Annotated in this window: 14 protein-coding genes; all 14 read right to left on the bottom strand. The window is 63.5% G+C overall.

Features of this window, described 5'->3' with window-relative positions; translation table 11 throughout:
* Positions 1 to 20: 20 nt before the first annotated feature.
* The 14 genes from KB449_RS04990 to KB449_RS04925 all read right to left on the bottom strand — a co-directional run bounded on the left by KB449_RS04990 (position 21) and on the right by KB449_RS04925 (position 22297).
* Entirely contained in the window at positions 21 to 1700 is a 1680-nt protein-coding gene (locus tag KB449_RS04990; RefSeq protein ID WP_282907312.1) for an extracellular solute-binding protein, read from the bottom strand.
* A 220-nt stretch (positions 1701 to 1920) separates the two neighbouring features.
* On the bottom strand, positions 1921 to 3009 hold the full coding sequence (locus KB449_RS04985; protein ID WP_282907311.1) for a response regulator: 1089 nt from the start codon (positions 3007 to 3009) through the stop codon (positions 1921 to 1923).
* On the bottom strand, positions 2984 to 4747 hold the full coding sequence (locus KB449_RS04980) for a sensor histidine kinase (protein ID WP_282907310.1): 1764 nt from the start codon (positions 4745 to 4747) through the stop codon (positions 2984 to 2986). The genes KB449_RS04985 and KB449_RS04980 overlap by 26 nt, the downstream gene beginning before the upstream one ends.
* A 503-nt stretch (positions 4748 to 5250) precedes the next feature.
* On the bottom strand, positions 5251 to 6642 hold the full coding sequence (locus KB449_RS36695) for an HAD family hydrolase (RefSeq protein ID WP_282907309.1): 1392 nt from the start codon (positions 6640 to 6642) through the stop codon (positions 5251 to 5253).
* On the bottom strand, positions 6639 to 9170 hold the full coding sequence (locus KB449_RS04970) for a glycoside hydrolase family 95 protein (RefSeq protein WP_282907308.1): 2532 nt from the start codon (positions 9168 to 9170) through the stop codon (positions 6639 to 6641). The genes KB449_RS36695 and KB449_RS04970 overlap by 4 nt, the downstream gene beginning before the upstream one ends.
* Positions 9171 to 9182: 12 nt before the next feature.
* Entirely contained in the window at positions 9183 to 9992 is an 810-nt protein-coding gene (iolB, locus tag KB449_RS04965) for a 5-deoxy-glucuronate isomerase (RefSeq protein ID WP_282907307.1), read from the bottom strand.
* A gap of 4 nt (positions 9993 to 9996) precedes the next feature.
* Positions 9997 to 11022 carry an inositol 2-dehydrogenase gene (gene iolG, locus KB449_RS04960; RefSeq protein WP_282907306.1) on the bottom strand — a complete coding sequence of 342 codons (1026 nt, stop codon included), beginning with the start codon at positions 11020 to 11022 and terminating at the stop codon, positions 9997 to 9999.
* Between the two features lie 30 nt (positions 11023 to 11052).
* Positions 11053 to 12498, bottom strand: a complete 1446-nt coding sequence (locus tag KB449_RS04955) for a CoA-acylating methylmalonate-semialdehyde dehydrogenase (RefSeq protein WP_282907305.1) — start codon at positions 12496 to 12498, stop codon at positions 11053 to 11055.
* Positions 12499 to 12536: 38 nt separating this feature from the next.
* The gene (iolC, locus tag KB449_RS04950) at positions 12537 to 13589 is read right to left on the bottom strand and encodes a 5-dehydro-2-deoxygluconokinase (RefSeq protein WP_282912741.1); all 1053 of its coding nucleotides are present in this window, start codon (positions 13587 to 13589) and stop codon (positions 12537 to 12539) included.
* Between the two features lie 2 nt (positions 13590 to 13591).
* Positions 13592 to 14512 carry a myo-inosose-2 dehydratase gene (gene iolE / locus KB449_RS04945; protein ID WP_282907304.1) on the bottom strand — a complete coding sequence of 307 codons (921 nt, stop codon included), beginning with the start codon at positions 14510 to 14512 and terminating at the stop codon, positions 13592 to 13594.
* Between the two features lie 12 nt (positions 14513 to 14524).
* Complete coding sequence (iolD, locus tag KB449_RS04940; RefSeq protein WP_282907303.1) at positions 14525 to 16390, bottom strand: 3D-(3,5/4)-trihydroxycyclohexane-1,2-dione acylhydrolase (decyclizing); 1866 nt, start codon at positions 16388 to 16390, stop codon at positions 14525 to 14527.
* 246 nt (positions 16391 to 16636) lie between these two features.
* Positions 16637 to 18766, bottom strand: coding sequence for a DUF5054 domain-containing protein (locus KB449_RS04935; protein WP_282907302.1), 2130 nt, complete (start codon positions 18764 to 18766; stop codon positions 16637 to 16639).
* A gap of 234 nt (positions 18767 to 19000) precedes the next feature.
* Positions 19001 to 20023: a LacI family DNA-binding transcriptional regulator gene (locus KB449_RS04930; protein WP_282907301.1), complete on the bottom strand. Its 1023-nt coding sequence runs from the start codon at positions 20021 to 20023 to the stop codon at positions 19001 to 19003.
* Between the two features lie 474 nt (positions 20024 to 20497).
* Positions 20498 to 22297, bottom strand: coding sequence for a right-handed parallel beta-helix repeat-containing protein (locus tag KB449_RS04925; protein WP_282907300.1), 1800 nt, complete (start codon positions 22295 to 22297; stop codon positions 20498 to 20500).
* Between the last annotated feature and the right edge of the window lie 122 nt (positions 22298 to 22419).

Raw genomic sequence — 22419 nt, 5'->3', positions numbered from 1 at the left:
CTTCGACGTTAACGCATGCTTCATTTTTGCGACGACTGCCAGGCGTTTACTTCGTCCGTGATCGTCTTGCCGCCCAGGCTGTCCCATTGCGAGACGAACTTGTCGAAGTCCGCCGCCGAGCCGCCCATGACGATCCGCGTGAACGTCTCGAGCTGTAGCTTCTGCAGCGTTGCGTTGTTGTCGGTCATGCCCTGCGTGGGCGCGCCGAAATAAGCGTCATCCTGGAACAAGCCGGCTTTGGCGTAGCCGTCGAGGACGCCGAGCGAGCCTTCCGGGCCGTACATGCGCTCGGTTCCCCAGCCCTTCGAATCTCCGCCTTTATAAGCCGCGATGTTGTCGTAATAGCCCTTTTCCTCCGCGTTAAGCCCCGATGGATCGCCGGATTCGAGCGCCTTGACGACATGCTCGTGAGCGTCCAGGTTTTTGCGCGGCGCTTCGCCGTACAACAGCGCATAGTCGAAAACGGCAACGCCGTTCTTGTCGATGTTGTAAACGTCCGGCTCGGCGGTGGCGCCCCACAGCTTCTCCAAATCGAGGTTCAGCAGCTTGACGGCCGCTTCGGGATGGGCGGCCCCTTTTTTTACGACGTAATACGTGCCGATCGCGAACGGCACCTGCGCCTTGGCCGGCTGGCCGTCCGCCGAAGGAAGCGGCAGCGCTTTCCACTCCATGCCGGGGTTCGCGTTTTTGGCATCCTGCTGCCAGCCCACGTTCCAGAAGTAGCCGTAGAAAAGTCCCAGCTTCCCGGCGCTCGCCGCTTCGCTGACCTTGGAAGCGTCCTTGGTGCCGTACTCTCTGTCGATCAGGCCGGTCTTGTACATCTCCTGCAGCTTCGCCAGCGCCGTCTTCACTTCCGGCTGCACGCTGCCGTAGACAAGCTTGCCGGAGGCGTCCTTCAACCAGATGTTCGGATAGGCATGGTAGCCGTTAAAAAATCCTTCCAAAGCGGCGTAGAAGCCGAAGAGATCTTTGTTCAGCCCGAGCCCGTACGTATCCGGCTTGCCGTTGCCGTCGGGATCCTGCTTGACGAAGGCTTCCGCCGTCTTGACCAGGTCGTCCATCGTCTTCGGCTCAGGCAGACCCAGCTTGTCGAGCCAATCCTTGCGCGCCCACAGCACATGGGACTGTCCCTGGCCGGAGCTCATCTTGGGCAACGCGTACAGCTTGCCGTCGAACGTCGCCGACTTGAGCGCATTGCCGCCGTCCTCCGCGAGAATCCGCTTGGTCTGCTCCGAGGCGTACTGGTCGTAGCGAGCGGACAAGTCCTCCACCTGACCGTCCTCGACCAGCCGCTTCAGCTGGGCGGCGCTGACGGGGGCGATGTCCGGCAGCTCGTCCGAAGCGATCGCGATGTTCAGCTTCTGGTCGTACTGCGCAGCGGGCGTCGTCCAAAGGTATTTGACCTTGATGCCAAGCTCGCTCTCGTAAGCCCGCGACCATACATTGTTGTCGATCGCATCGCCTTCGTTAAACTTCATCCCTTCCGCGATCGGACGGACGGCGGTCACTTCGATCGGCGGATCGTACGCATCCAGCGGACCGGACGCGGCATTCGATGCCGATGCCGATGCGGAGGACGCCGCCGTCGGGCTACCTTCGCCGGACGGCCGACTCTCCTCGCTCCCTCCGCTGCATGCCGACAGCTGCAGCATCAGCAAAGCGGACGTCAAGCATAATGCGATGGCCTTGTTTCTCTCCATATCGTGAACAACCCCTCCGTAATGGTGTCCTTCTGGCTCCTCGTCATTATAAGCTTGCGCCCGGCCATGCCGAGAGCGACGGCCATTCGCGGCCGGTACGACGATCGTCCGGCGATTCGCGCCGCAAGACCGGAGCCGCACCGTTCGAGGATCGGAATCGCCCTCTTCGCTCCCCCAAGCAGCCGGCGCATCAACGGCAAGACGGGTCCGATGCGCATCATCAGACCCGTCCCGTATGACGCTGCCTGTATTCGCTCGGCAGCAGGCCGGTCAGCTCCTTGAACATTTTGCTGAAGTACCGCTGATCCGCGAAGCCGCACCGCTCCGCGATCAGATAGACCGGATGGTTGGTCAGCAGCAGCATGTCCCTCGCGGCGTAGACGCTGACGTATTGCACGTATTGCGTAAACGTCAAGCGCATGATGTCGCGGAAGCTCGTGCTAAAGTAGCTTTTACTCAAGTTAACCGCTTGGCTGATCTCGCTCTGCTTTACGTCGCCGCTGCGCCGCTCCGCGATGAGATCGGCCGCCTTCACGATCGCGAGCAGCACGTCCTCCGAGTAATGCGACCGTCTGAGCCACAGCTGCAGCCGCCCCCGGAGGCCGAGCAGCCAAGCCGCGGCATCCTGCGGCTCAGCCGGAATACGCTCCGCCGCTTCACGCGCCCAATCGTACATGGGCAAGCATTCCCGCCAGCGGGCGAATGCGGAGACCAGCGCTCCGTGCAATTCGGCCGCCTCGCGCGAGCTTGCGCCGCGGACCTTCTCCAGCATCGCCGCGAACCGCCCGTCGTCCAGTGTCCACAGCGCGCCTGCCGCCAGCTCGGCAATCCCCCGGATCTGCGCCCTGTTCGATGCGGCGGACGGAGCGGCGGAAGAGATTGGACCGGCCGACGCTTCTCCTCCGCCGGCCGTATCCGCGGTCGACACTTCCGGGCGTACGGCACGCAGCATGCGCGTCATCGTCTCATCCAGGTCGAGCTCCTCCAGCTGCGTTTTAACGATATAGTCGACGGCCCCCAGACGCAGCGCCTCCTGAATGAAGTCGAAGTCCTGATGACAGGTCAGAATGACGACGCTGATTGCCGGCGCCAATTCCTTCGCCCGCTTGATCAGCTCCATTCCCGACATGCCCGGCATCGTAATATCGGTCAGCAACAGCTGCACGGGCTGCCGCCGGATAAACGCCAGCGCCTTCTCGCCGTTTGCCGCTTCCCCCGCGATCTGGACGCCGTACTTTTCCCATGGAAAAAAGAGGCGCATCCCCTTGCGCACCAAGCTCTCGTCATCTACGATCAACGCTTGAATCAAGTCCTTCCGCTCCTCTCACCGCGTCCGGCAGTCGAATGGCGATCCGCGTTCCCCCGCCCGGTTCGCTCTCTATGGAGAGCTCCGCAGCCGATCCATAATAGACCGCCAGCATTTTCCGCACATAACGAAGCCCGATCCCGAGTCCCGACCGCCTGAGCTTGTCGTCGTCCGTCTCGAGCAGCGCCTCGAGCCGCTCTCTCGGAATCCCCTTGCCGTTATCGACGACCTCTACCAGCAGATGCCGGGCCTCCCGGCGAATCGTTACGGCGATCTCGCCGCTCTCGTCCTCGTCGAAGCCGTGATACAGCGCGTTCTCGACAAGCGGCTGCAGCAGGAAACGCGGAATCGGCACGTCGAGGCAATCCGGGCCGATGTCGAGCGATACGTTAAACGAATGGTCGTAGCGGATATTCTGGAGCTCGATATAGTCCCGCACCGCTTCGGCTTCCTCGCGCACGGTGACGATGATCGTCTTTTTCCCGAGATTGTAGTGCAGCACCCGCGTAAAAATCGAGACCAGCTTCGCGATATTCGCCTGTCCTTGCATGCGCGCGAGCCACTGGATCGTATTCAGCGTATTGTGCAGGAAATGGGGATTGATCTGGACGAGAATTTTCTCCACCTCCAGCTCCCCCCGGCGTTTCTCCTTGTCCTCGACGTCGGCGATCAGCTCGGCGATACGGCGGCTCATCGATTGGAAGTTGGCCAGCATCTGGTTGAATTCCAGCAGGCCGGTCGCGGATACGCCCGTCGGCGACTGATTGTAGCGGAAGCGGGTGATCTCGCGATTCATGATGCGGATCGGACGGTACACCATCCGCCAGATGACCCATGCAAGCGCGATGCCGAACAAGATCGACAGCGAAGCGAGCAGCACGAACTGCAGGAGCCACTTGTTCATCTCGCGGTCGTACGCCGATACGGGGATGAGTTGATAGATCGTCCAGCCGTGCCCGCTGTCCGCCCGGAAAGTCTTGTACTGCCGGGACGACACGGCGTACGATTCGCCCGCCTTCGCCGCTTCCTTCAGGTTGCTGTAGGCCACGTTCCCGTTCGGAGCGGTCAACACATGATAGACGGGATAATCGCTCCGGCCCGCGGCCGCCGCGTCGAACAGCGATTCAAGCCCTGTCGTCTTCGTCTCTACATAGGCGTACAGCGACTTCCCCTGGCCGTACGTCAGCTTGCGAAGCAGGGAAAAGACGGGCCCCTTCGCTTCCGATTCGGGGCTGAAGGACGGATAAGGGCCGTAATAGGTGAACAGCTTCTGCCGATAAAACGGCGTGAGCGATCGCAGATCCAAGGCGGCGCCGCCCTCCCGGTTCGGGAACAGCACCGGCTCCGCCAGATCCGGGTCGTAGAAAAACATAAGGCCGAGATTCGGGTTGGAAAAGATAACGTTGGCGATCGAGTCGTTAATATCGCGGTACAGCATGGAGCGCTCGTACGGGTCGGCGCTGCCGATAAACCGGACGACCTCGCGCCCGATGCCACCTTCGACGTCGAGCAGCTGCGAGACCCGGCCAAGCTCGTCCAGCTTGCGCTCCAGCTCGTCCCGCTCGCGGTAGGCCTTGTCCATCCAATCGCGCTGGATTTTCTCCGTCTGCACGATGTAGATCCAGCGATAGGAAATATACCCGAGCCACAGGACCGGGACGACGGTCGCGATCGTCAGGAACAGCGCCAGGCGCGATCTCAGGGAGCGCAGCGGAAAGAAGCGGCGAAGCGGGTTCATCATGTTGCGCGCTCCTCCAATGGCTAAATCTCGTAATCCCTTTATTATAGCGCAGCCTTGCGCGGGCATAGTCGGACGATTTTCCGAGACAGGGGGGAGTAAGATTTGAATCTGTCCGGCACGAGAAAAACCGCCAGGGGAAGATCGCCCTGACGGTCCTATTTAAGTTTGGAGGTTTCCGAAACTGGAGTTGCGCGGAACGCCTAGCGCGGGCTCATCCGACAGCCGTTCGTTTAGGCTCGCGCATCGTCGCCACCGTCGTTCCTCCTCCGCAAAGCCTGCAAATATACATCTTTTTTTGCCGATGTCGCCCCTTTGGGACAGGATAGATGCAAAAACGCAGGTATTTTCCCTCATCAGCCCGATTTCGGGTTTACGCTTTGCATTTACCTGCATATTTGCAGGCATTTCATCAAGTGTCGCGCGCTGGCAGATAATACATGTATAAACGCAGGTATTTAAACCGCCAATCGGTCGGAAAGGGATAAAGAACAATGACACCAGGTTCACTCTGCGATTTGCGCGATCAGGCTCCGCATGCGGACGGGAATCTCCTCGCGCAGCGCCTCCCAGCGCACGAACGCGTCCGCCGGCCAGGACCAAGGCGCATAGTCGAAGCTCGGGATGAAGCCGAAATCCCGCAAATGCCGCTCGGCGAGAACATCCACATCGGCAGGCGCCCCCGCCCGGAACTCGCCGGCGAACATCGCGGGCTCCAGCAGACCGCCCGTCCCTGCGTTCTCCATGCAGCAGGACGTCAGGTCCGGGAGCAGGTGCAGCGCGTCCTCGATCGGCGACATCGCGTGCTTGCCCGGCTGCACGTACAGCCGCACACGGCTGTCGACGAGATTGTCCCGGCTGCGATTCAGCCCGAGCAGCCGCCTGCCGTGAAAGCTGGCTTCGCAGGAAACGACTTCTCCCTGGTGGCCGACGTAGATCCAGACATGCTCCAGATCGTACAGATGCTGAATGTCGTAGTCCCAATAAATCGCGTATTCGATGACGCAGGCATGCCGTCCCGGGTCCAGGAGGATCTGCCGGTTAAAAGAGGGCGAGGGACCGTCTTTGCGGAATACGGTGATGCCCGCCCGGATCGGACGAAACGGCTCCCGCGCGTCCAGCAGCAGGATCGGCGCGTAGCGCGAAGCAAGCGTTTGCCAGGGCAGGTCCGCGGAACTGCCGTCCGCGGGACTGCCGTCTGCGGGATTGCCGTCTGAGATGTTGCCATCTGCGGGATTGCCGTCTGCGGGGTTGCCATCTGTCGGGCTGCCGTCATGCGCAGGCGAATGCACGGACAGGATACTTGCCGCCCGGGCAGGGAAGGCGTCCGGGCGGGCGCCGAGCCCCGCGGCGAGACGCGCGTCCAGCTTTTCCGCCAGCTGCACCAACGCAATCGGCTCGCCGATCGTATAGTCCGGCCGCTCGCTCTCGTCGGCCGGGTCGCGCGGATAGCGCGGCGTCCATCCGATATGGACGCTCGCGATGCCGAGCGCGTTGGCGCCCTTGACGTCCCGGCTCAGGTTGTTGCCGACCATCGCGACGCGGCTGCAATCTTCTTCGCCGAGCTCGAGCGCGCCGAGCGCGGCTTTGAACATGCGCGCGCTCGGTTTGACCGCCTTGATGTTTTCCGAGTAGATCATCGCTTCAAAATAGTCGTACAGCCCGTGCTGCCGGTAAACGTTCTTAAACGACTGGGCGTCGCCGTCCGCGACGAGCGCCAGCGTGAAGCCCCGCTCGTGCAGCGTCTTCACCATGGCGTCGGCGCCGGGGATCAGCTCGGCGCTGACGACGATGCCGTCCGCATCCCGGATCTCCGTCGATTCGTCGACGATCGTGTCGCCGCTGTCCAGAAAGAGAATGAGCCGTCTCCGTTGTCCTCGCCCGCTTATTTCACTCATTTAAAAGCCACTCCTTCCTCGCGCGTCGCCTCCGCACGCAGCTTGACCGAATAGATGCGGCCTTCCTGCGTATCGAAGCGGACGATGCCGTCCGCGGACGAATGTGCATCGAATGGCGCGCCGTCGTCCATAGACACCGTTAGAAAAGCGCCGCCGGGCACGGCCACGGCGCAAGGCAGGCCGCGCATCGATACGATCGTCGCTTCGAGCAGCCTCCCCCTTGCCCACCGCAAGCCAACCTCGAAGCCCCCGCGCGCCCGCAGGCCGCGGACGCTCCCTTCGCGCCAAGCGTCAGGCAACGCAGGCAGCAGTTCGATGAACGGCTGGTGCGACTGCACCAGCATCTCCGCGATGCCGGCGGTCGCCGCGAAGTTGCCGTCGATCTGGAAGGGCGGATGCGCATCGAACAGATTCGGGTACAGTCCCCCGTGCTGCGGGCCACGATCGTCCTCGTGTACGAGCCGCGTGAGCTGCTTCAGCAGCCGCAGCGCGCGGTCGCCGTCGCCGAAGCGGGCCCAGAACGCGATTTTCCAGCCGAGACTCCAGCCCGTGCCCTCGTCGCCGCGCATTTCCAGCGACTTGCGCGCCGCGGCAAACAGATCTGGCGTCTCCCGCGCGGTGAGCTGCCTGCCCGGATGGACGCCGAACAGATGGGACGTATGCCGGTGATGCGGATCTTCCTCCTCGAACTCCCCGCACCACTCCTGCAGCCGTCCGTCCTTCCCGATCCGCAGCGGGTAGAGCCGTTCTCTCGCCTGCGCGAGCTGCGCTGCGAATTCCCCCTCGCTGCCGAGCGCCTGCGCGGCCTCGATGCAGTTGGTGAACAAGTCCCAGATCAGCGACAGGTCCATCGTAGAAGCCATTGAGACGCTGGCTGGACCGTCCGACGTCAGAAAACGATTTTCCGGCGAGGTGGACGGATTGGTCACAAGGTTGCCTGCTTCGTCTTCGGTCAGGAAATCGAGGACGAACAGCGCCGCATCCCGCATGATCGGGTAGGCGGTATCCCGCAGATACTTCTCGTCACGCCCGAAGGCGTAGCGCTCCCACAGATGTTGGGCCAGCCAGACGCCGCCCATCGGCCACATCGTCCAGCTCGCGTCGCCGTGGCCGAAGTCGCCGACCGGCGCCGTGTGGCCCCATATATCCGCGTTGTGATGGGCGACCCAGCCTCGCGCGCCATAGTGCAGCTGTGCGGTTCTCCGCCCGCTGCGGGACAGCGTGCCGATGAAGTCGAGCAGCGGCTGATGGCATTCGGCCAGATTGGCCGTTTCCGCCGGCCAGTAGTTCATCTGGGCGTTGATGTTCAGCGTCCAGTTGCTGCTCCAGGGCGGGCGCGTCGACGCGTTCCAGATGCCCTGCAGGTTTGCGGGCTGCGTGCCGGGGCGCGAGCTCGCGATCAAGAGGTAACGGCCATATTCGAAAAGCAGCGTGACGAAGCGGGGATCGTCCGCGCCGCAGGTGGCGAGCCATTCGTCCGTCGGCAGGTCTGGAGGCAGGTCTGCGGGCAAGTCTGCGGGCAAGTCCGCAGGCTGATCCGCAAGCAAGTCTGTCGAGGCAGCCCCGATTGCCCCCGAGTCCTCGTTCGTTTCCGTGCCGCCTTCGCCGTTTGCGTTTTTGTCGCCCAGCTCAAGCTTCACCCGATCGAACAGCGCACGATAATCCACGATATGCGCAGCCTTCAGCCTCTCGTAAGGCTGAGCCGCCGCGTGCCCGGCAATCGCAAGCGCGATCGCACCCGCATCCCGGCCGTCGGCGCCCGGCACGCGCGCAGGTCCCGCGAACCCGGTGGCCGCGGCGACGATCAGCGTCACCGCGTTCGCGCCGCGTACGCGAATCCCGTCCGCCTCCGCGCCGACCGAGCCTCCCTCGGCGATCGCCTGCAGGCAGCAGGCGAACCGCATCGCCTGCGCGTCGTCGCCGTTGGCGAAGACGATAGGCCGATCCGTCTCGTAGTACGACGGATCGACATGCTCCGGCGCCATGCCGCGCATGACCAGGCGCCCGTCCTCGGCCCCGACCGCATGCCGCAGCGGACTGTCCAGCGTCGCATGCAGATCGATCGTGCCGGGGACGCTTGCCGTCAGCCGCAGCACGAGCGACTGGTCCGGATGCGACGCGAACAGCTCCCGCGTATAACGGACGTTGCCCACGCTATATTCCACCAGTGACACCGCGTCGCCCAGATCGAGCGACCGCCGGTAATCGCGGCAAACATCTCCGTGTCCCATTCGCAGTTGAAGATCGCCGAGCGGCAAGTACGACTGCGTGTACGCCCCCATCATCTCCTTGCAGGCGAGATCGGCGTCTGCATACCGGCCCTGCCGGACGAGCTCGCGCACCCGCGGGAGCGCCTGCAGCGCCGCCGGATTGTTCACTTCCCTCGGATAGCCGGACCATAGCGTGTCTTCGTTGAGCCCGATCCGCTCGCGCTCCGCACCGCCGAACTGCATCGCGCCGAGCCGCCCGTTGCCGAGCGGCAGCGCCTCCGTCCAGACGGCCGCAGGCTTGTCGTATTGGAGTTTCATCCCTGCACCTCGTCAGCTTTTCTTTGCGATCCAGGCATGGTCCGGGTCGTTGTGGAACCGCCATACGCGCTCCGGCCCCGCCATCACGTTAAGATAGTACACCTCGTAGCCGGGCGGCGCGGACACCGGATGATAGCCCTTCGGCACCAGCACCGTCTGCCCGTCTCCGACGGCCAGCGTCTCGTCGAGCGAGCGGTCGTCCGTGTAGACGCGCTGGACGGCAAAGCCCTGCTCCGGTTTGACGCGGAAGTAGTACGTTTCCTCGAGCAGCGATTCGTCCGGCAGCGCGTCGCGGTCGTGCTTGTGCGGCGGATAGCTGGACCAGTGGCCGGCCGGCGTGAATACTTCGACGACGAGGAGACTGTCGGCCGGTTCCGATTCGGGTAAAATGTTGTGGATATAGCGCTGCGTCGACCCACTGCCCCGGACCTCCGCGCCGACGTCTGCCGGCGCGATGAGGCGCGAGGCGCGGCCTTCCCCGCCGGGGGCGGCGCACACCGCCAGCTCGAGCGGCGTCAGCGCCTCGACGGCGAATCGGTTGCCCGCCGGCACATAGACCGAATAGGGCGGCGTGCCTTCGAACACGTCCATTCGCCCGCCGACGTCCCTCCACTCGCCGTCCGCCGTCGCGATATGCGCTTTTCCCGACAGCAGCACCAGGCAGTACTCCCGGTCCCCGGTTTCTAGACTCAGCGTCGCCCCCGGCTCCAATCTGTAAGCCTCGAAACCGACATAGTCCCAGCCCGCGGAGGCCGGCGTTACCGACAGCAGGCGTCCGTCCTTATCCGGCACGGGCGCCGGACGCACGATTAATTCGGACATATGCTCACATTCCTTCCCGCAAGCTGTCCAGGTCGGACAGCTTCACGATGCGTTTATACTTGGCCGACAACTTGGACGCCAGCGCGATCCGTTCGGCCCGGTAGGCGTCTTCGCCGCTCACCGGCACCGGCGTTCCGTTCAGCAGACAGTCGATGAATTGCCGCGTTTCTTCGATATAGGCGCCATTGTAGCGTTCGAGGAAAAAATGGAGCGGCTTGTCGCTCCGCACTCCCTCCTTCGTCGCCACCACCGCGGTGTTCGGATAGTCGTTGGCCGCCGCGACGCTGCCGCCGGAACCGAACACTTCCGCGCGCTGGTCGTAGCCGTAAGCCGCCCGCCGGCTGCAGTCGATGACGCCGAGCGCGCCGCCCTCGAAGCGCAGCGTGACGATCGCGGTATCTACGTCGCCGTGCGCCGCGAATACCGGATCGACCAGCACGGCGCCCTGCGCGAACACTTCCTCGACCTCGCGGCCCGACAGATAACGCGCCATGTCGAAGTCGTGGATCATCATATCCATGTAGATGCCGCCCGACACTTTGATGTAATCGGCAGGAGGCGGCGCAGGGTCCCGGGAGGTGATCCGGATCATGTGCGGCTCGCCCGCCGATCCCTCCAGCACATGATCGCGGACGCGCTTGAAGTTGTGGTCGAACCGGCGATTGAAGCCCACCTGCAGCTGAACGCCCGCGATACGGACGGCTTCGAGCGCCTCCTCCGTCGCGGACAGATCCATGCTGACGGGCTTTTCGCAGAAAATGTGCTTGCCGTTCGCCGCCGCCCGCTTGATGAACGGGACATGCGTGTCCGTGGAGGAGCAGATGAATACCGCGTCGATCGCCGGGTCGTCGAGAAGCGCGTCGCTGTCCGCGATCGCGATGCCCCGGGCCGCAGCCCATTCGCGCAGCTCTTCGCCCGCGTACGGATCGCTGATCGCGACGAGCGCCGCCTGCGGGTCGCGCAGCAGGTTGTCCGCGTGAATCCGGCCGATCCGGCCCATGCCGATGATGCCGATGTTGATTTTTCTCATGCCGCATCGCCTTTCGTCAGTAGATATGGATTACCAGCGCGCCGTAACCATCTTTTTGCGCGTATAGAACTCGACGCCGTCGCCGCCATTGGCATGCAGATCGCCGTAGAACGACTTCTTGAAGCCGGAGAAGGGGAAAAACGCCATCGGCGCCGGCACGCCCAGATTGATGCCGAGCATGCCCGCATCGATCGTTTCGCGGAATTGCCGCACGCTCGATCCGCTCGCGGTAAACAGGCACGCGCCGTTCGCTAGCTCGGATGCATTGGCGATGTCGATCGCCGCTTCCAACGTATCGGCCCGCATGACGGACAGCACCGGCGCGAAAATCTCGTCCCGCCAGATCGCCATGTCCGTGCCCACCCGGTCGAAGATCGTCGGGCCGACGAAATAGCCTTCGCCACGGGCCGCTTCGTCTTGGCGGCCGTCGCGCACCAGCTCCGCGCCCTCGCGCTCGCCGGACTCGATATAGCCGACCGTGCGCGCCTTGTGCGAATCGCGGATGACCGGTCCCAGGAACACGCCAGGCTTCGAGCCGTCGCCAATATTCAACTTATCGGCCGCCTCGCGCAGGCGCCGCACGAGCTCGTCGCCGATGCCGCCGACCGCGACGACGACCGCGCAGGCCATGCAGCGCTCGCCGGCCGAGCCGAAGGCCGCGCTTACGATCTCCTTGATCGCGAGGTCCAGGTCGGCGTCGGGCAGGACGATCGAATGGTTTTTGGCGCCCGCGAGCGCCTGGACCCGTTTGCCGTGCGCGGCGCCGGTCTTGTATACGTACTCGGCGACCGGCTGTGAGCCGACGAAGGAGATCGCGCGGATGCCCGGGTGCTCCAAAATGCCGTTCACCACGTCGCGCGCGCCATGCACGAGGTTCAGGACGCCAGCCGGCAGGCCGGCCTCATGGAACAATTCGGCGAGCCGGTTCGCGAGCAGCGGCGTGCGCTCCGACGGCTTGAGCACGAAGGCATTGCCGCAAGCGATGGCCAGCGGGAACATCCAGCAGGGCACCATCATCGGAAAGTTGAACGGCGTGATGCCCCCTACGACGCCGATCGGGTAACGGTACATGCCCGATTCAAGATTTGTCGCGATGTCGGGCAGCTGCTTGCCCATCATGAGTGAAGGCGCGCCTGCCGCGAATTCGACGCATTCGATGCCGCGCAGCACCTCGCCGTGCGCTTCGGCGTAACTTTTGCCGTTTTCGAGCGTCACGAGCCGTGCGAGCTCCTCCCAGTTTTCGACCAGCAGCTGCTGGTATTTGAAAAGGATGCGCGCGCGCTTCGGCACAGGCGTCCGGCTCCATTCCTTGAAGGCGGCTTCCGCTGCGGCGACCGCGCGGTCCACGTCCTCGCGCGAAGACAGCGGGACATGCGCCAGCACCTCGCCGTTCGCGGGATTGACGACCGTCTCCGTTCCTTCGCCCAGTGCCTCGACCCATTCGCCCGCGATCCAGTTTTTTAGCGTGTTTGCCATATGCGATTCCTCTTTTCTGCGTCATTTGGATTGGACGGTCAATTCGCGACGATCTCTCCGCGCTCGCAGCGCGCGATATATTCCTCGACCTGCCGCACCGTCGGCATCGCGTCGGAGCAGCTGTGGCTGGAGACGACGATGCTGGCGGCGGCGCTGCCGAACGACATGCTGCGGTCGACCGCCCAGCCGGACAGCAGGCCGTACAGGAAGCCCGCTGCGTAAGAATCTCCGGCGCCGAACGTCTTGATGACATTCGCGGGATAAGAGACGGCCCGGTGCTCGCCGCCGTCCCGGGTATAAGCGACGGAGCCCGCTTTGCCGTGCTTGACGATGACGAGGCCCGCCGCATGGCCGAACCATTTGGACGCCGTAAACGCGTCGCTGCGGTCCGGGTTATGCTCGAAGCGCTCCATGCTGTCGAATTCCTCGCGCGTGCCGACGATGATGTCGCTTTTCTCGGCGGCAAGATTGTAATAAACGGCCGTCTCTTCCGGAGACTTCCACGTATAAGGGCGGTAATCGATATCGAAAGCGACGGCGGTGCCATGCCTGCGCGCATAGGTCAGCGCGAGCAGCGCCGCCTCGCGGGACGGACTTGCGGCCAGTGCCGTGCCCGACAGGAGCAGCAGCCGGCTGCGCGCGATCAGCTCCTCGCTCACTTCGGACGGCGAGAGCAGAAGGTCCGCGACGTTGTCCCGGTACATCAGGATGCTGCAGTCGGAAGGGCTCTTGATCTCGGTAAAAGCGAGTCCGGTCACCGCGCCCGTCCGGTCGGTCGACACGCCCCGCGTATCGATGCCGTCGCGGCGCAGATAACCCTCGATGAAGCGGCCCATCTGGTCGTCCGCCAGCTTGCCGATGAACGCCGTCCGGAGTCCGAGCCGGCTCGCGCCGATCGCGATATTGGCCGGAGAGCCGCCGACATACTTGGTAAAGGTGAGCGTCTCCTCCATCGGACGGTTGATTTCGTTCGCGTTCAGATCGATGCACAGGCGGCCGAGCGCTATCAGATCGAAGTCGCGGCCTTCCGGCAAGGTCAATCCCCCGCTCGCCTGGCCCGTTTTTACGTTTATGCTGCGGCCGTTTTCCATGCTCATCTCCGCTCCTCCTTCTCCTGTTCGTCCTTCAGCGCCGTCAGGTAAGCAAGCGCCCTTGCCGCGTACTCGCGCGGCGGATGCGCCGCCGGATCCTGCTCGCCCTCGAGCATCGCCCAGCCGTCGTAGCCGCGCGTCCGCAGCTCCCGCACGATCGGGCCGAAGTCGATGTCCCCGTCGCCCGGCACGGTGAATACGCCTCTGCGGATGCAGGTGACGAAGTCGACGCCGTCCGCGCGCGCCCTCTCAAGCTCGCTCAGACGCACGTCTTTCAGATGAACGTAGGCGATGCGGTCGAAATGCTTGCGCAGCAGCGCCAGCGGGTCCGCTCCGCCGTATAACGCGTGCCCCGTATCGTAGAGCAGAAACACGGCTTCCGGGTCGGTCATTTCCATCAACCGGTCGATCTCCCCGGGCGTCTCGACCGCGGTGCCGCCGTGATGATGATAGGTCAGCTTGAGTCCGAGCTCGCGCGCGATCCGTCCGGCCTCGTTCAGTCCTTCGGCCAGATGGCGCCAGCCGTCCTCGTCAAGTCGGATCACTTCGCGCTCGTTCGGCGTGCGCCGCGGATCGAAATGCAGCGAACCCCCGACTTCGCAGGTGCTGATGACCGTACTGCCCATATCGCGCAAAAACGCGGCGTGCTTCCGGTAATCGGCCAGCTCTTGCTCGCGGTATGCGGGATCGCTAAGCAGCACCGATTTCCAGCGGGAGACGAGGCGGATGCCCCGCGCGTCCAGCAGCTTGCGCAGCCCCGCGCGGTCCTCCGGGAACTTGCGGCCCATCTCGGTGCCGGTCAGCCCCAATGCCGCGATATCGTCCAAAATTTGCTCGCAGGTCGTATCTTCGCCATGCTCCCGTACGTCCTCGCCGACCCAGTTGATCGGATGAATGCCCGTTTTCCAAGGAAAATCGCTCACTGAAAGTCCCTCCTAATAAGGTCTGGCTTCGCCGATCTTCCGCTTCATGGCGGCATGTGCCTCGACGACGCGCTCGCCCGCCGAAACCTCCGGCACGCCTACGTTCCACCACGACTCGTACCCGTCCGTGTTCGTGCCGGGCAGCACCGCGATCTCGATGAGCGTCGTGACCGACTCTTCCCGGGCGCGAAGGAGCGCTTCGCGGAGCGTCTCGGCCGAGTCGGCCTTGTAAGCCGCCGCCCCCAGGCTGCGGGCGTGCGCCGCGAAGTCCATCGGCATATAGGCGCCGGTGTAGCGGGAAGAAGACGGCTCGCGGTAACGGAATTCGTTGCCGAAGCCGTCGCTGCCGTGTCCGCGCTGCAGATTGTGGATACATTGGAAGCCGTGGTTGTCGAACAGCAGGATCGTGAACTTGCGGCCCTCCTGCAGGCTGGTGACGAGCTCGGAGTGCAGCATCAGGTAGCTGCCGTCGCCGACAAACGCGTAAACGTCGCGGTCCGGCGCGGCGAGCGCCGCGCCGAAGGCGCCGCTCACCTCGTAGCCCATGCACGAAAAGCCGTATTCGAGGTGGTAGCCGTCCGGCGTGCCGGTCCGCCACAGCCGCTGCAGGTCGCCGGGCAGGCTGCCGGCCGCACAGACGATGACGGCTTCGTCGCCGATCGTCTCGTTAACTACGCCGAGCGCGCGCGTCTGCGCCAGGCCGTCCTCGCGCTCGAGCGCGTACAGACGGTCGATCTCGGCGTTCCATAGCGCGCGGATATCGGCGATCTCATTCGCCCCGTACGCCGTGCGGTAGCCGAGCGCGAACAGACGCTCGTGCAGCGCCTCGAGCGCCGCCTTCGCGTCGCCGATCCAGGCCGTGCCCTCCAGCTTGGCGGCGTCCATGCCGCTGACGTTGATATTGAGGAAGACTGCGCCTTCGCGGGCGAACGCGGACTTTGAAGCGGTCGTAAAGTCGGAGTAACGGGTGCCGATGCCGATGATCAGGTCCGCCTCCTTCGCCAGCCGGTTCGCCGCGAGCCCGCCCGTCACGCCGATGCCGCCAACGTTCAGCGGATGGCTCCAGTGCAGGGCGCCGCGTCCCGCCTGCGTCTCGGCGACCGGAATGCCGAAGGCATCCGCGAAGGCCGCGAGCGCTTCGGACGCGCCGGAATAGCGGACGCCGCCGCCGGCCACGATGAGCGGCCGCTTGGCCGCGGCAGCGAGGCGAACGCAGCGCTCGATCGCCTCGGCGGCAGGCAGGGTGCGGTCGCGGTAATGGACGCGCTTGGCGAAAAAGGAGGCCGGGTAATCGTACGCCTCGGCCTGCACGTCCTGCGGCAGCGCGAGCGTCACGGCGCCCGTCTCCGCCGGGTCCGTCAATACGCGCATCGCGTTCAGCGCCGCGCTCATGAGCTGCTCCGGCCGGACGATCCGGTCCCAGTAGCGGCTGACAGGCTTGAAGCAGTCCGTGGCGGACAAGGTGTAGTCGCCCGGCGCCTCGATCTGCTGCAGCACCGGATCGGGCTGGCGGGACGCGAAGTTGTCGCCCGGCAGCAGCAGCAGCGGAATCCGGTTGACGGTGGCGGTGCCGGCCGCCGTCACCATGTTGAGCGCGCCCGGTCCGATCGAGGACGTACAGGCGTAGATTTGCTTGCGGTTTTTCTGCTTGGCGTATGCGGTCGCGGCATGGGCCATGCCCTGTTCGTTTTTGCCCTGCACGTAGGTCAGGCTGCCCGGACTCCGCTCGAGCGCTTCGCCGATGCCCGTTACGTTGCCATGCCCGAAGATTCCCATGACACCCGCCACGAACTTCGTCTCGACGCCGTCCTCGCTCATGTACTGCGCGTCCAGAAACCGGAGCAGCGCCTGCGCCATCGTTAGTCGGATCGTTTCCATTTGCCAGGTCCTCCAATCGATTAATGGGATTAAGCGCTTAATCCTTTCGGCGGTAAAAACGGCTCGCGCAATCGGATCCGATCCCGCTGCGCCGCCATTCCGCAACCATCTATCTTCTATTCGACTCCAGATTCTAATTCGACCTCAAAATCTAATTCGAACTCAAATTCTAATTCAACCTCAAATTCTAGTTCCAACTCAAATCCCTGTTAACCTCGAATGCCAGCCTCGACCGGCCCGGTTCGATTAGATCGAATTGGAACGCAGCTTCAGCCGGAAGCGGAACTTCCCGTCTTCCCCGTACCACATCGGGAAGTTCGTGCCCCAGATGTTGTTGTGCAGGTTAAAATGCCAGCCGCCGTCCAGCGGCGCGAACGTGCCATCGAAGCGGAGCAAACGCCGCTCGCCCGGGGCCGCCAGCGCGGCGTCCAGCGTCACGATGTCCGCTTCGCCGTCCGCGCCCCGGTAGCTCACGCCGGTCCCTACGGCATGCAGATTGCGGTTGCCGCCTTGCACGACCTGCAGCGGCGACACGGCGCTGCCCATTTTATCCATCGTCCAGCGGTTCGGATTGCCGACCTGGAGGCCGCAGCCGAGCCAGCTCGCCTCGGGCAGCCGGTTCGCGTCCTTGCCGAACCATTGCAGCGTCAGGCCGATCTCGTCCCCGTCGCCCCTGCCGAAAACATATGTCAGCTCCAGCTCGCGCGGCGCGCCGTACAGCGTCCACGATTCCTCGGACATGCGCAGGCGCAGCACGTAACGTTCTCCCGACGCATCCGCCGCATGCTTGATGTCGACCAGCGTCGGCCGATAGGCCCGGTAGCTCGGCAGCGGACGGACGAACTCGAAGCCGGGTTTGCCGAAGTCGGCGTCGGCCCACGGATGGGTGACCGGCAGATTCTGCATGTACGTACGAAAATAATGACCGTAGCTGTCCGTGCCGAACGTCTCGTACACGTAGCCGCCGATTCCGCCGCCCTCGCCTTCGGCGATCCACTGCTTTCCGGCGCGATCCGCCAGGTGCGAGAGCGATCCGTCGTCCGCAAAAGAGAGCTCGAATCCGCCGCTTTTGTAGCGCTCGTGCGGGCGTCGTTCGGCGAAGCCGGCTGCCGTATCCGTACGGCGCGGCGCCAGCTCGGCGAACGCCCTCTCGGCCTCTGCCCGCAGCGTCGGAGGCAGCGCCCGGGCCGCCTTCTCCGCATACGCGCGCTGCTCCGCCCACGAGCGCTCGATCATGGCGTACGACCGCACGCTCTCCTCCCCTTCGAACAGCCCCGCCGAATGCTTGTCGAATTCGTCCATGGCGAACGCGCCGATGTAGGCGAACTTCGCGGGCTGGTTGTGCGGATCGACGATGTCCCGGCGGCGCGCCTCCATGAAGTCGGCCTTCGTATAATTCCGGAAATCCGGCAGCCACTTCTTCACGTCGAGCCCCCACGTATGCTCCGCGGTGAGCAGCAGCGCATCGTCCAACGTGCGGCACGCATCCTCGTCCGCGCCCAGCAGGCCGGCCGCCAGCCACTCGCTCCGCAGCCGCTGCAGCGTGCGCAGCCTGGCGAGCTTCAGCGGATCGGTGCCCGCGCCGTGAATCCAGGTGTCCCCGATCTCCTCGCGAACGACAGGCAGCTTGTCGCGTACGGTCTCAAGCTGCAGCGCGAAGGCGTCCATCGTCGAAGCCAGCACCTGCGCGCCCGGATAGCGATGCTGAATATCGCTGAACTGCGCGCGAATCTCCTCCGCATCCGGCGGTCCGCAGTTGTCGCCGGTATGGGCGAACAGCAGCGCGTCGCCGAGTCCCTCGACCTCCACCGCTTCGCCGTAATTGCCGGCGTAGTTGACGATGATCTCCGAGCCGTCGTCGGCCTGCCAGCGGAACAGGCGCGGCACGTCCGGCCGCTTGGACGCCGGATTGACGCCCAGGTGCAGGTAGCGCAGCCCGGACCGCGCCATAAGCGGCACCATGCCAAGCGTATGGCCGGGGACGTCCGTCATTTTGGCCGCGACGGTCCGCTTGCCGAACCGTACGTCCAGCTCGCGGCCGATCGCAAGACCGGCGTCGAACAGCGCGGCATCCATCAGTTCCGTATGCGTTGTAAAAGGCAGGCCGTGCCAGGCGATATGTCCCGCCGCGATGGCGCGCTCCATGCGCGCCTTGTCCTCAGGCCGCGCCTCGTCCAGAAAGCGACGGATCAGCCAGGAGCCGGTCGTCCACACGAAGCGCTCGGCGCCTCCCGCCGCTTCCAACTGTTCAGCAAGTTCGATCGCCTTCGGTATATAGTCGTCCATGTACTGCTGGATGACTTGCTCCGCCAAGTGGGTGAAGCCGATATCCAGATGCGTTTTAAAAATGACATGCACGCGTTCGATTGGCGCCACCGCCGCATTCCCCCTGCAACCGCAAGATGACTTCCTTTACTTTAAACGAAAACGCCAAAAGGGTAAAGCGCTTAACCCAATATTAAAAAAAGAGTGCCGCCGTTATCAACTCTAAATTAGCGACATGGCTTCGGATGCCTTGAGCGGGCAGTCGAACTGTCAATCGCAGCGTCCGCATGGGCGAGTCGGCCGGCCGCCTTAAGCGGGAGGTCGGGCCATCTTCCGCGCCCATGACTATTCGCGATCCGCCCTTTGCGGCATGGCCGTCGACTCGCGCACGACGAGCTCCGGCTGCATGACGATCCGCTGGGGAACGAGGCCGGCGCTCTCTTGCCCGTTCCCGATCAGCAGCTCGAAAGCCAGCTTCACCATCTGCTCGATCGGCTGGGCGATCGTCGTCAGCAGCGGGTTGGTCGCCGTCGAGAGCAGCGTGTTGTCGTAGCCGACGACGGACAGCCCGGTAGGTACGGCGATACCGGCTTCCCTGGCCGCTTGCAGCGCGCCGACCGCAAGCAGTTCATTGCTGCAGAACAGCGCCGTCGGCCGATCGGAGCGCCGCAGAAGCTCGATCGTGGCTCGCTTGCCGCCTTCGATGCTGGAGGCACAGGGGAGGATGTCGCCGTCTTCGAGCCGGATGCCGGCCTCGAATAACGAGAAGCGGAAGCCCCGCACCCGCTCCTGGCTGCTGCTCACCTTTAAATCTTCTGCAAGCACCGCCATCCTGCGGTGGCCGAGCGCGAGCAGATGCGCGGCGGCGAGCGACGCTCCCCGGAAGTCGTCGGTGGCTACGCCGCTGACCGGCAAGCCCTGCACCTCGCGGGCGATCGTGACCGTCGGCAGCGGCTTCTCCGCGAGCTGCGCCAAAATATCCGCTCCGCCGCCGGTGCCGATCAGAATGCCGTCGACGCTTTTTTGCTCCAATAACCGGATATACGCCAGCACGCGTTCGTCCTGATTGTCCGTGCTGCACGTAATGACGCTGTACCCCGCCGAATGGGCGATATCCTCGACCGCCCGCGCGATCTCCGCGAAAAACGGGTTGGCGACGTCTGGAATGAGCAGACCCAGCGTGTACGTCTTCTTGCCGGTCAGCGCCGACGCGATGACGCTCGGCTGGTAGTTCAGCCGTTCCATCACCTTCAAAATTTCCTCGCGTTTCTTCTTGCCGATCTTGCCTTTGCCGTTGATGGCGTTGGAGACGGAGGCGATCGATACGCCCGCCTCTCTGGCGACATCGTATATCGTAGTCGGTTTCATAGACGCAGCCCCACTTCAATCGAATCAGAAAGCGCGCAACGCGCATTAGGGCTATTATCCGATGTCGGAGCCTTCATTGCAATCGATGCCGAAGCTCTCGCGCATTCAGCGTCCCTCGCCCTGCACAACCACCACATCGACATTGACCGTCTGCTCTACTCTCAAATGCGCCAAGTCGTGGTCATCCGCTCCACCTTAACTTCCGCCGCCCAATCGTGACCACCTGTTCTACCTTCACACCCACCGCCCCAGAAATACCTGCATTTCAGCATTTATTTCTCAGATATAGAGGCGATGTTTCTCGATAAGTGTCAAAGAGCAGTTATTTTCAATGCAGATGATGCACAAAGCGGATTTTGAAAGAATTAGATGCCATTTGACAACTATATCTCTCCAAATACCGGATTCGACCAAAAATAAATGCCTTCTGACAACTATCGCTTTGAGCATGGCGCTTCCCCGCGCAATTGCCATCTACTCCTCCGAAAAGATAAACCGGTTGTCCCGAACGTCCGTGTCCGCGCACGCGCTCAACCGAATCGTCTCCTCGATCCCGCTGAACGAACTTAACTCACTGAACGAACATAACGCGCCGGACACGCTCGACGCGCCGAAGCCATCGCCGGTTACCGCCGACGCCCGAATCTCATTGTCCGTAAAAGAAACGCCTGCCGCTCCCTTCGCCTTTAGCGCCAAAGCCTCCCGCGTCTCGAAACGATTGCCTTCGATACGAATATCGCGATGCACCGGCCGCGCCGCGTCCGGCTCGTCGACCGCCGGCGTGATGGCGATCACCGGGAATTCGGCGTCGCCGCATTCGACGAACCGATTGTTCCGGATCGTCAGGTCGCGCACCGGGCCCGATTCGAACCAGGACGACGCATCCCCCTCGATCAGGATGGCGCTCATCCGCATCCGTTCGAACGTATTGTCTTCGATCGTCACCTTGCGTCGCGTCGTGATCAGGATGCCGCGCGTCGGAATGCGGGCGAAGCGGTTGCCCGCGATGCGCACCTCCGGCGTCCAGGTCACGTTCTCGACGACATCCCCCGGTTCAACGTCCGCCGCTGCCGGCGCTGGCTCCTCTAACGTCAAACGCAGCGTACGGTCGTCCACCCGCTCTACCGAGCGGACACGGCCAATCCCGAACGCCACGAGCGAGCGGCTTCTCGCGAACTCGATCTCGTCGCCGGTCCGAAACGCCTCGAAGCCGTAGCTCTGCGGATGCATAAACCGCACCTCGACCGTGTCCGGCGCAGGCCGGCCCACGATCTGCAAATACGTGCCGTGAACGTTGATCGCATCGTCGTGCGCACCGGCGAACCTGGAGTCCGCGATCTCGATCCGCCCCCGGCAGCCCATCAGATGAATGCAGTCCGCAAAAGCCGCGACGGTTCTGCCCGTCTCCGGACGCGGCTCAATCGCCATCCGTACAAAAGTTAAGTTCTTGCTGTACTGTCCCACGATGCCGAGCCCGTGCATGAAGTGCATCCCAACGCCATCCATGACGACATCGCGGCTGTCCAGCAGGAAAGCGCCGACCTGGTCGCGAATGCCGTCGCGGAACTGCAGCACAAAGCCTGCCTCAATCCCGGCCAATGCCTTCTCCGCAGACCTTGCCTCTCCGAAATTCAGCCGCACCCCTCGCGGCCCGATTAACGCCGCCGTCGTCGCCGCTTCGACCGGATTGTCGATACGCCAGGTCGTATCGCGCGCAGGATCGTATGCCTGCACCGGCCCTTCATGGAAGCGCCAGCCCTCTCCGATCCAATAGAGCTTGCCATCCTCAACGACACATCGCGAATCCGGATGAATCTCCAGCTCGATCCAGTCGTCGCCGACGCCCGTCACCATCGCCTCCGTCACCGTCGGCTCCGCGTAATCCATGTGCACATGACGAATCGAGATCCGTTCGCAACCATCCAATACGAGCATCGTCTGCTTGCCGTGAAAGACGAAAAGCGCCCCCTGGCCGTCCAGCGTCAGATCGCGCACGCCTTTCATATAGATGCCGATCGTCTTCGTGATATCCGGATTCTCTGTCTCGCTGGCCGTGTTCGTGATGAAATAAGGCACGCGAGCGGCTTCCTCGGGATAAAAATCGTATCGTCCCGGCCCGCATGTCAGCAACGCCGGTCCTCCGGCGCCTGCGGCCGCCGCGATCGCCCGCCGCATCGCGGACACCGTATCCTCGCCGGAGTCCGCCCGCGCGCCGAAGTCTTCGAGCCGCCATATCGACGGCTTCGCGCCCGCCAATTGATCCGTTTCGCGCATGATTCTCCCCCTGCTCCTCAAGCTCTTCACACAAGCAAGGAAATGCCCGGCCGACTACCCGGCAGGCATTTCCTCAAGCTTCCTTCAAGCTTCCTTCAAGCTTCCTTCAAGCTTCCTCTAGC

The sequence above is a fragment of the Cohnella hashimotonis genome, assembly GCF_030014955.1.
Classification (GTDB): Bacteria; Bacillota; Bacilli; order Paenibacillales; family Paenibacillaceae; genus Cohnella; species Cohnella hashimotonis.
This window is presented reverse-complemented; position numbering and strand designations above follow the sequence as displayed.

What these genes read in the sequence shown, in the direction of transcription:
- iolB (WP_282907307.1), bottom strand. Translation starts at nt 9,992, where the DNA reads ATGTCCGAATTAATCGTGCGTCCGGCGCCCGTGCCGGATAAGGACGGA.
- KB449_RS04970 (WP_282907308.1), bottom strand. Translation starts at nt 9,170, where the DNA reads ATGAAACTCCAATACGACAAGCCTGCGGCCGTCTGGACGGAGGCGCTG.
- KB449_RS36695 (WP_282907309.1), bottom strand. Translation starts at nt 6,642, where the DNA reads ATGAGTGAAATAAGCGGGCGAGGACAACGGAGACGGCTCATTCTCTTT.
- iolG (WP_282907306.1), bottom strand. Translation starts at nt 11,022, where the DNA reads ATGAGAAAAATCAACATCGGCATCATCGGCATGGGCCGGATCGGCCGG.
- KB449_RS04930 (WP_282907301.1), bottom strand. Translation starts at nt 20,023, where the DNA reads ATGAAACCGACTACGATATACGATGTCGCCAGAGAGGCGGGCGTATCG.
- iolD (WP_282907303.1), bottom strand. Translation starts at nt 16,390, where the DNA reads ATGGAAACGATCCGACTAACGATGGCGCAGGCGCTGCTCCGGTTTCTG.
- iolC (WP_282912741.1), bottom strand. Translation starts at nt 13,589, where the DNA reads ATGGAAAACGGCCGCAGCATAAACGTAAAAACGGGCCAGGCGAGCGGG.
- KB449_RS04955 (WP_282907305.1), bottom strand. Translation starts at nt 12,498, where the DNA reads ATGGCAAACACGCTAAAAAACTGGATCGCGGGCGAATGGGTCGAGGCA.
- KB449_RS04980 (WP_282907310.1), bottom strand. Translation starts at nt 4,747, where the DNA reads ATGATGAACCCGCTTCGCCGCTTCTTTCCGCTGCGCTCCCTGAGATCG.
- KB449_RS04925 (WP_282907300.1), bottom strand. Translation starts at nt 22,297, where the DNA reads ATGCGCGAAACGGATCAATTGGCGGGCGCGAAGCCGTCGATATGGCGG.
- KB449_RS04990 (WP_282907312.1), bottom strand. Translation starts at nt 1,700, where the DNA reads ATGGAGAGAAACAAGGCCATCGCATTATGCTTGACGTCCGCTTTGCTG.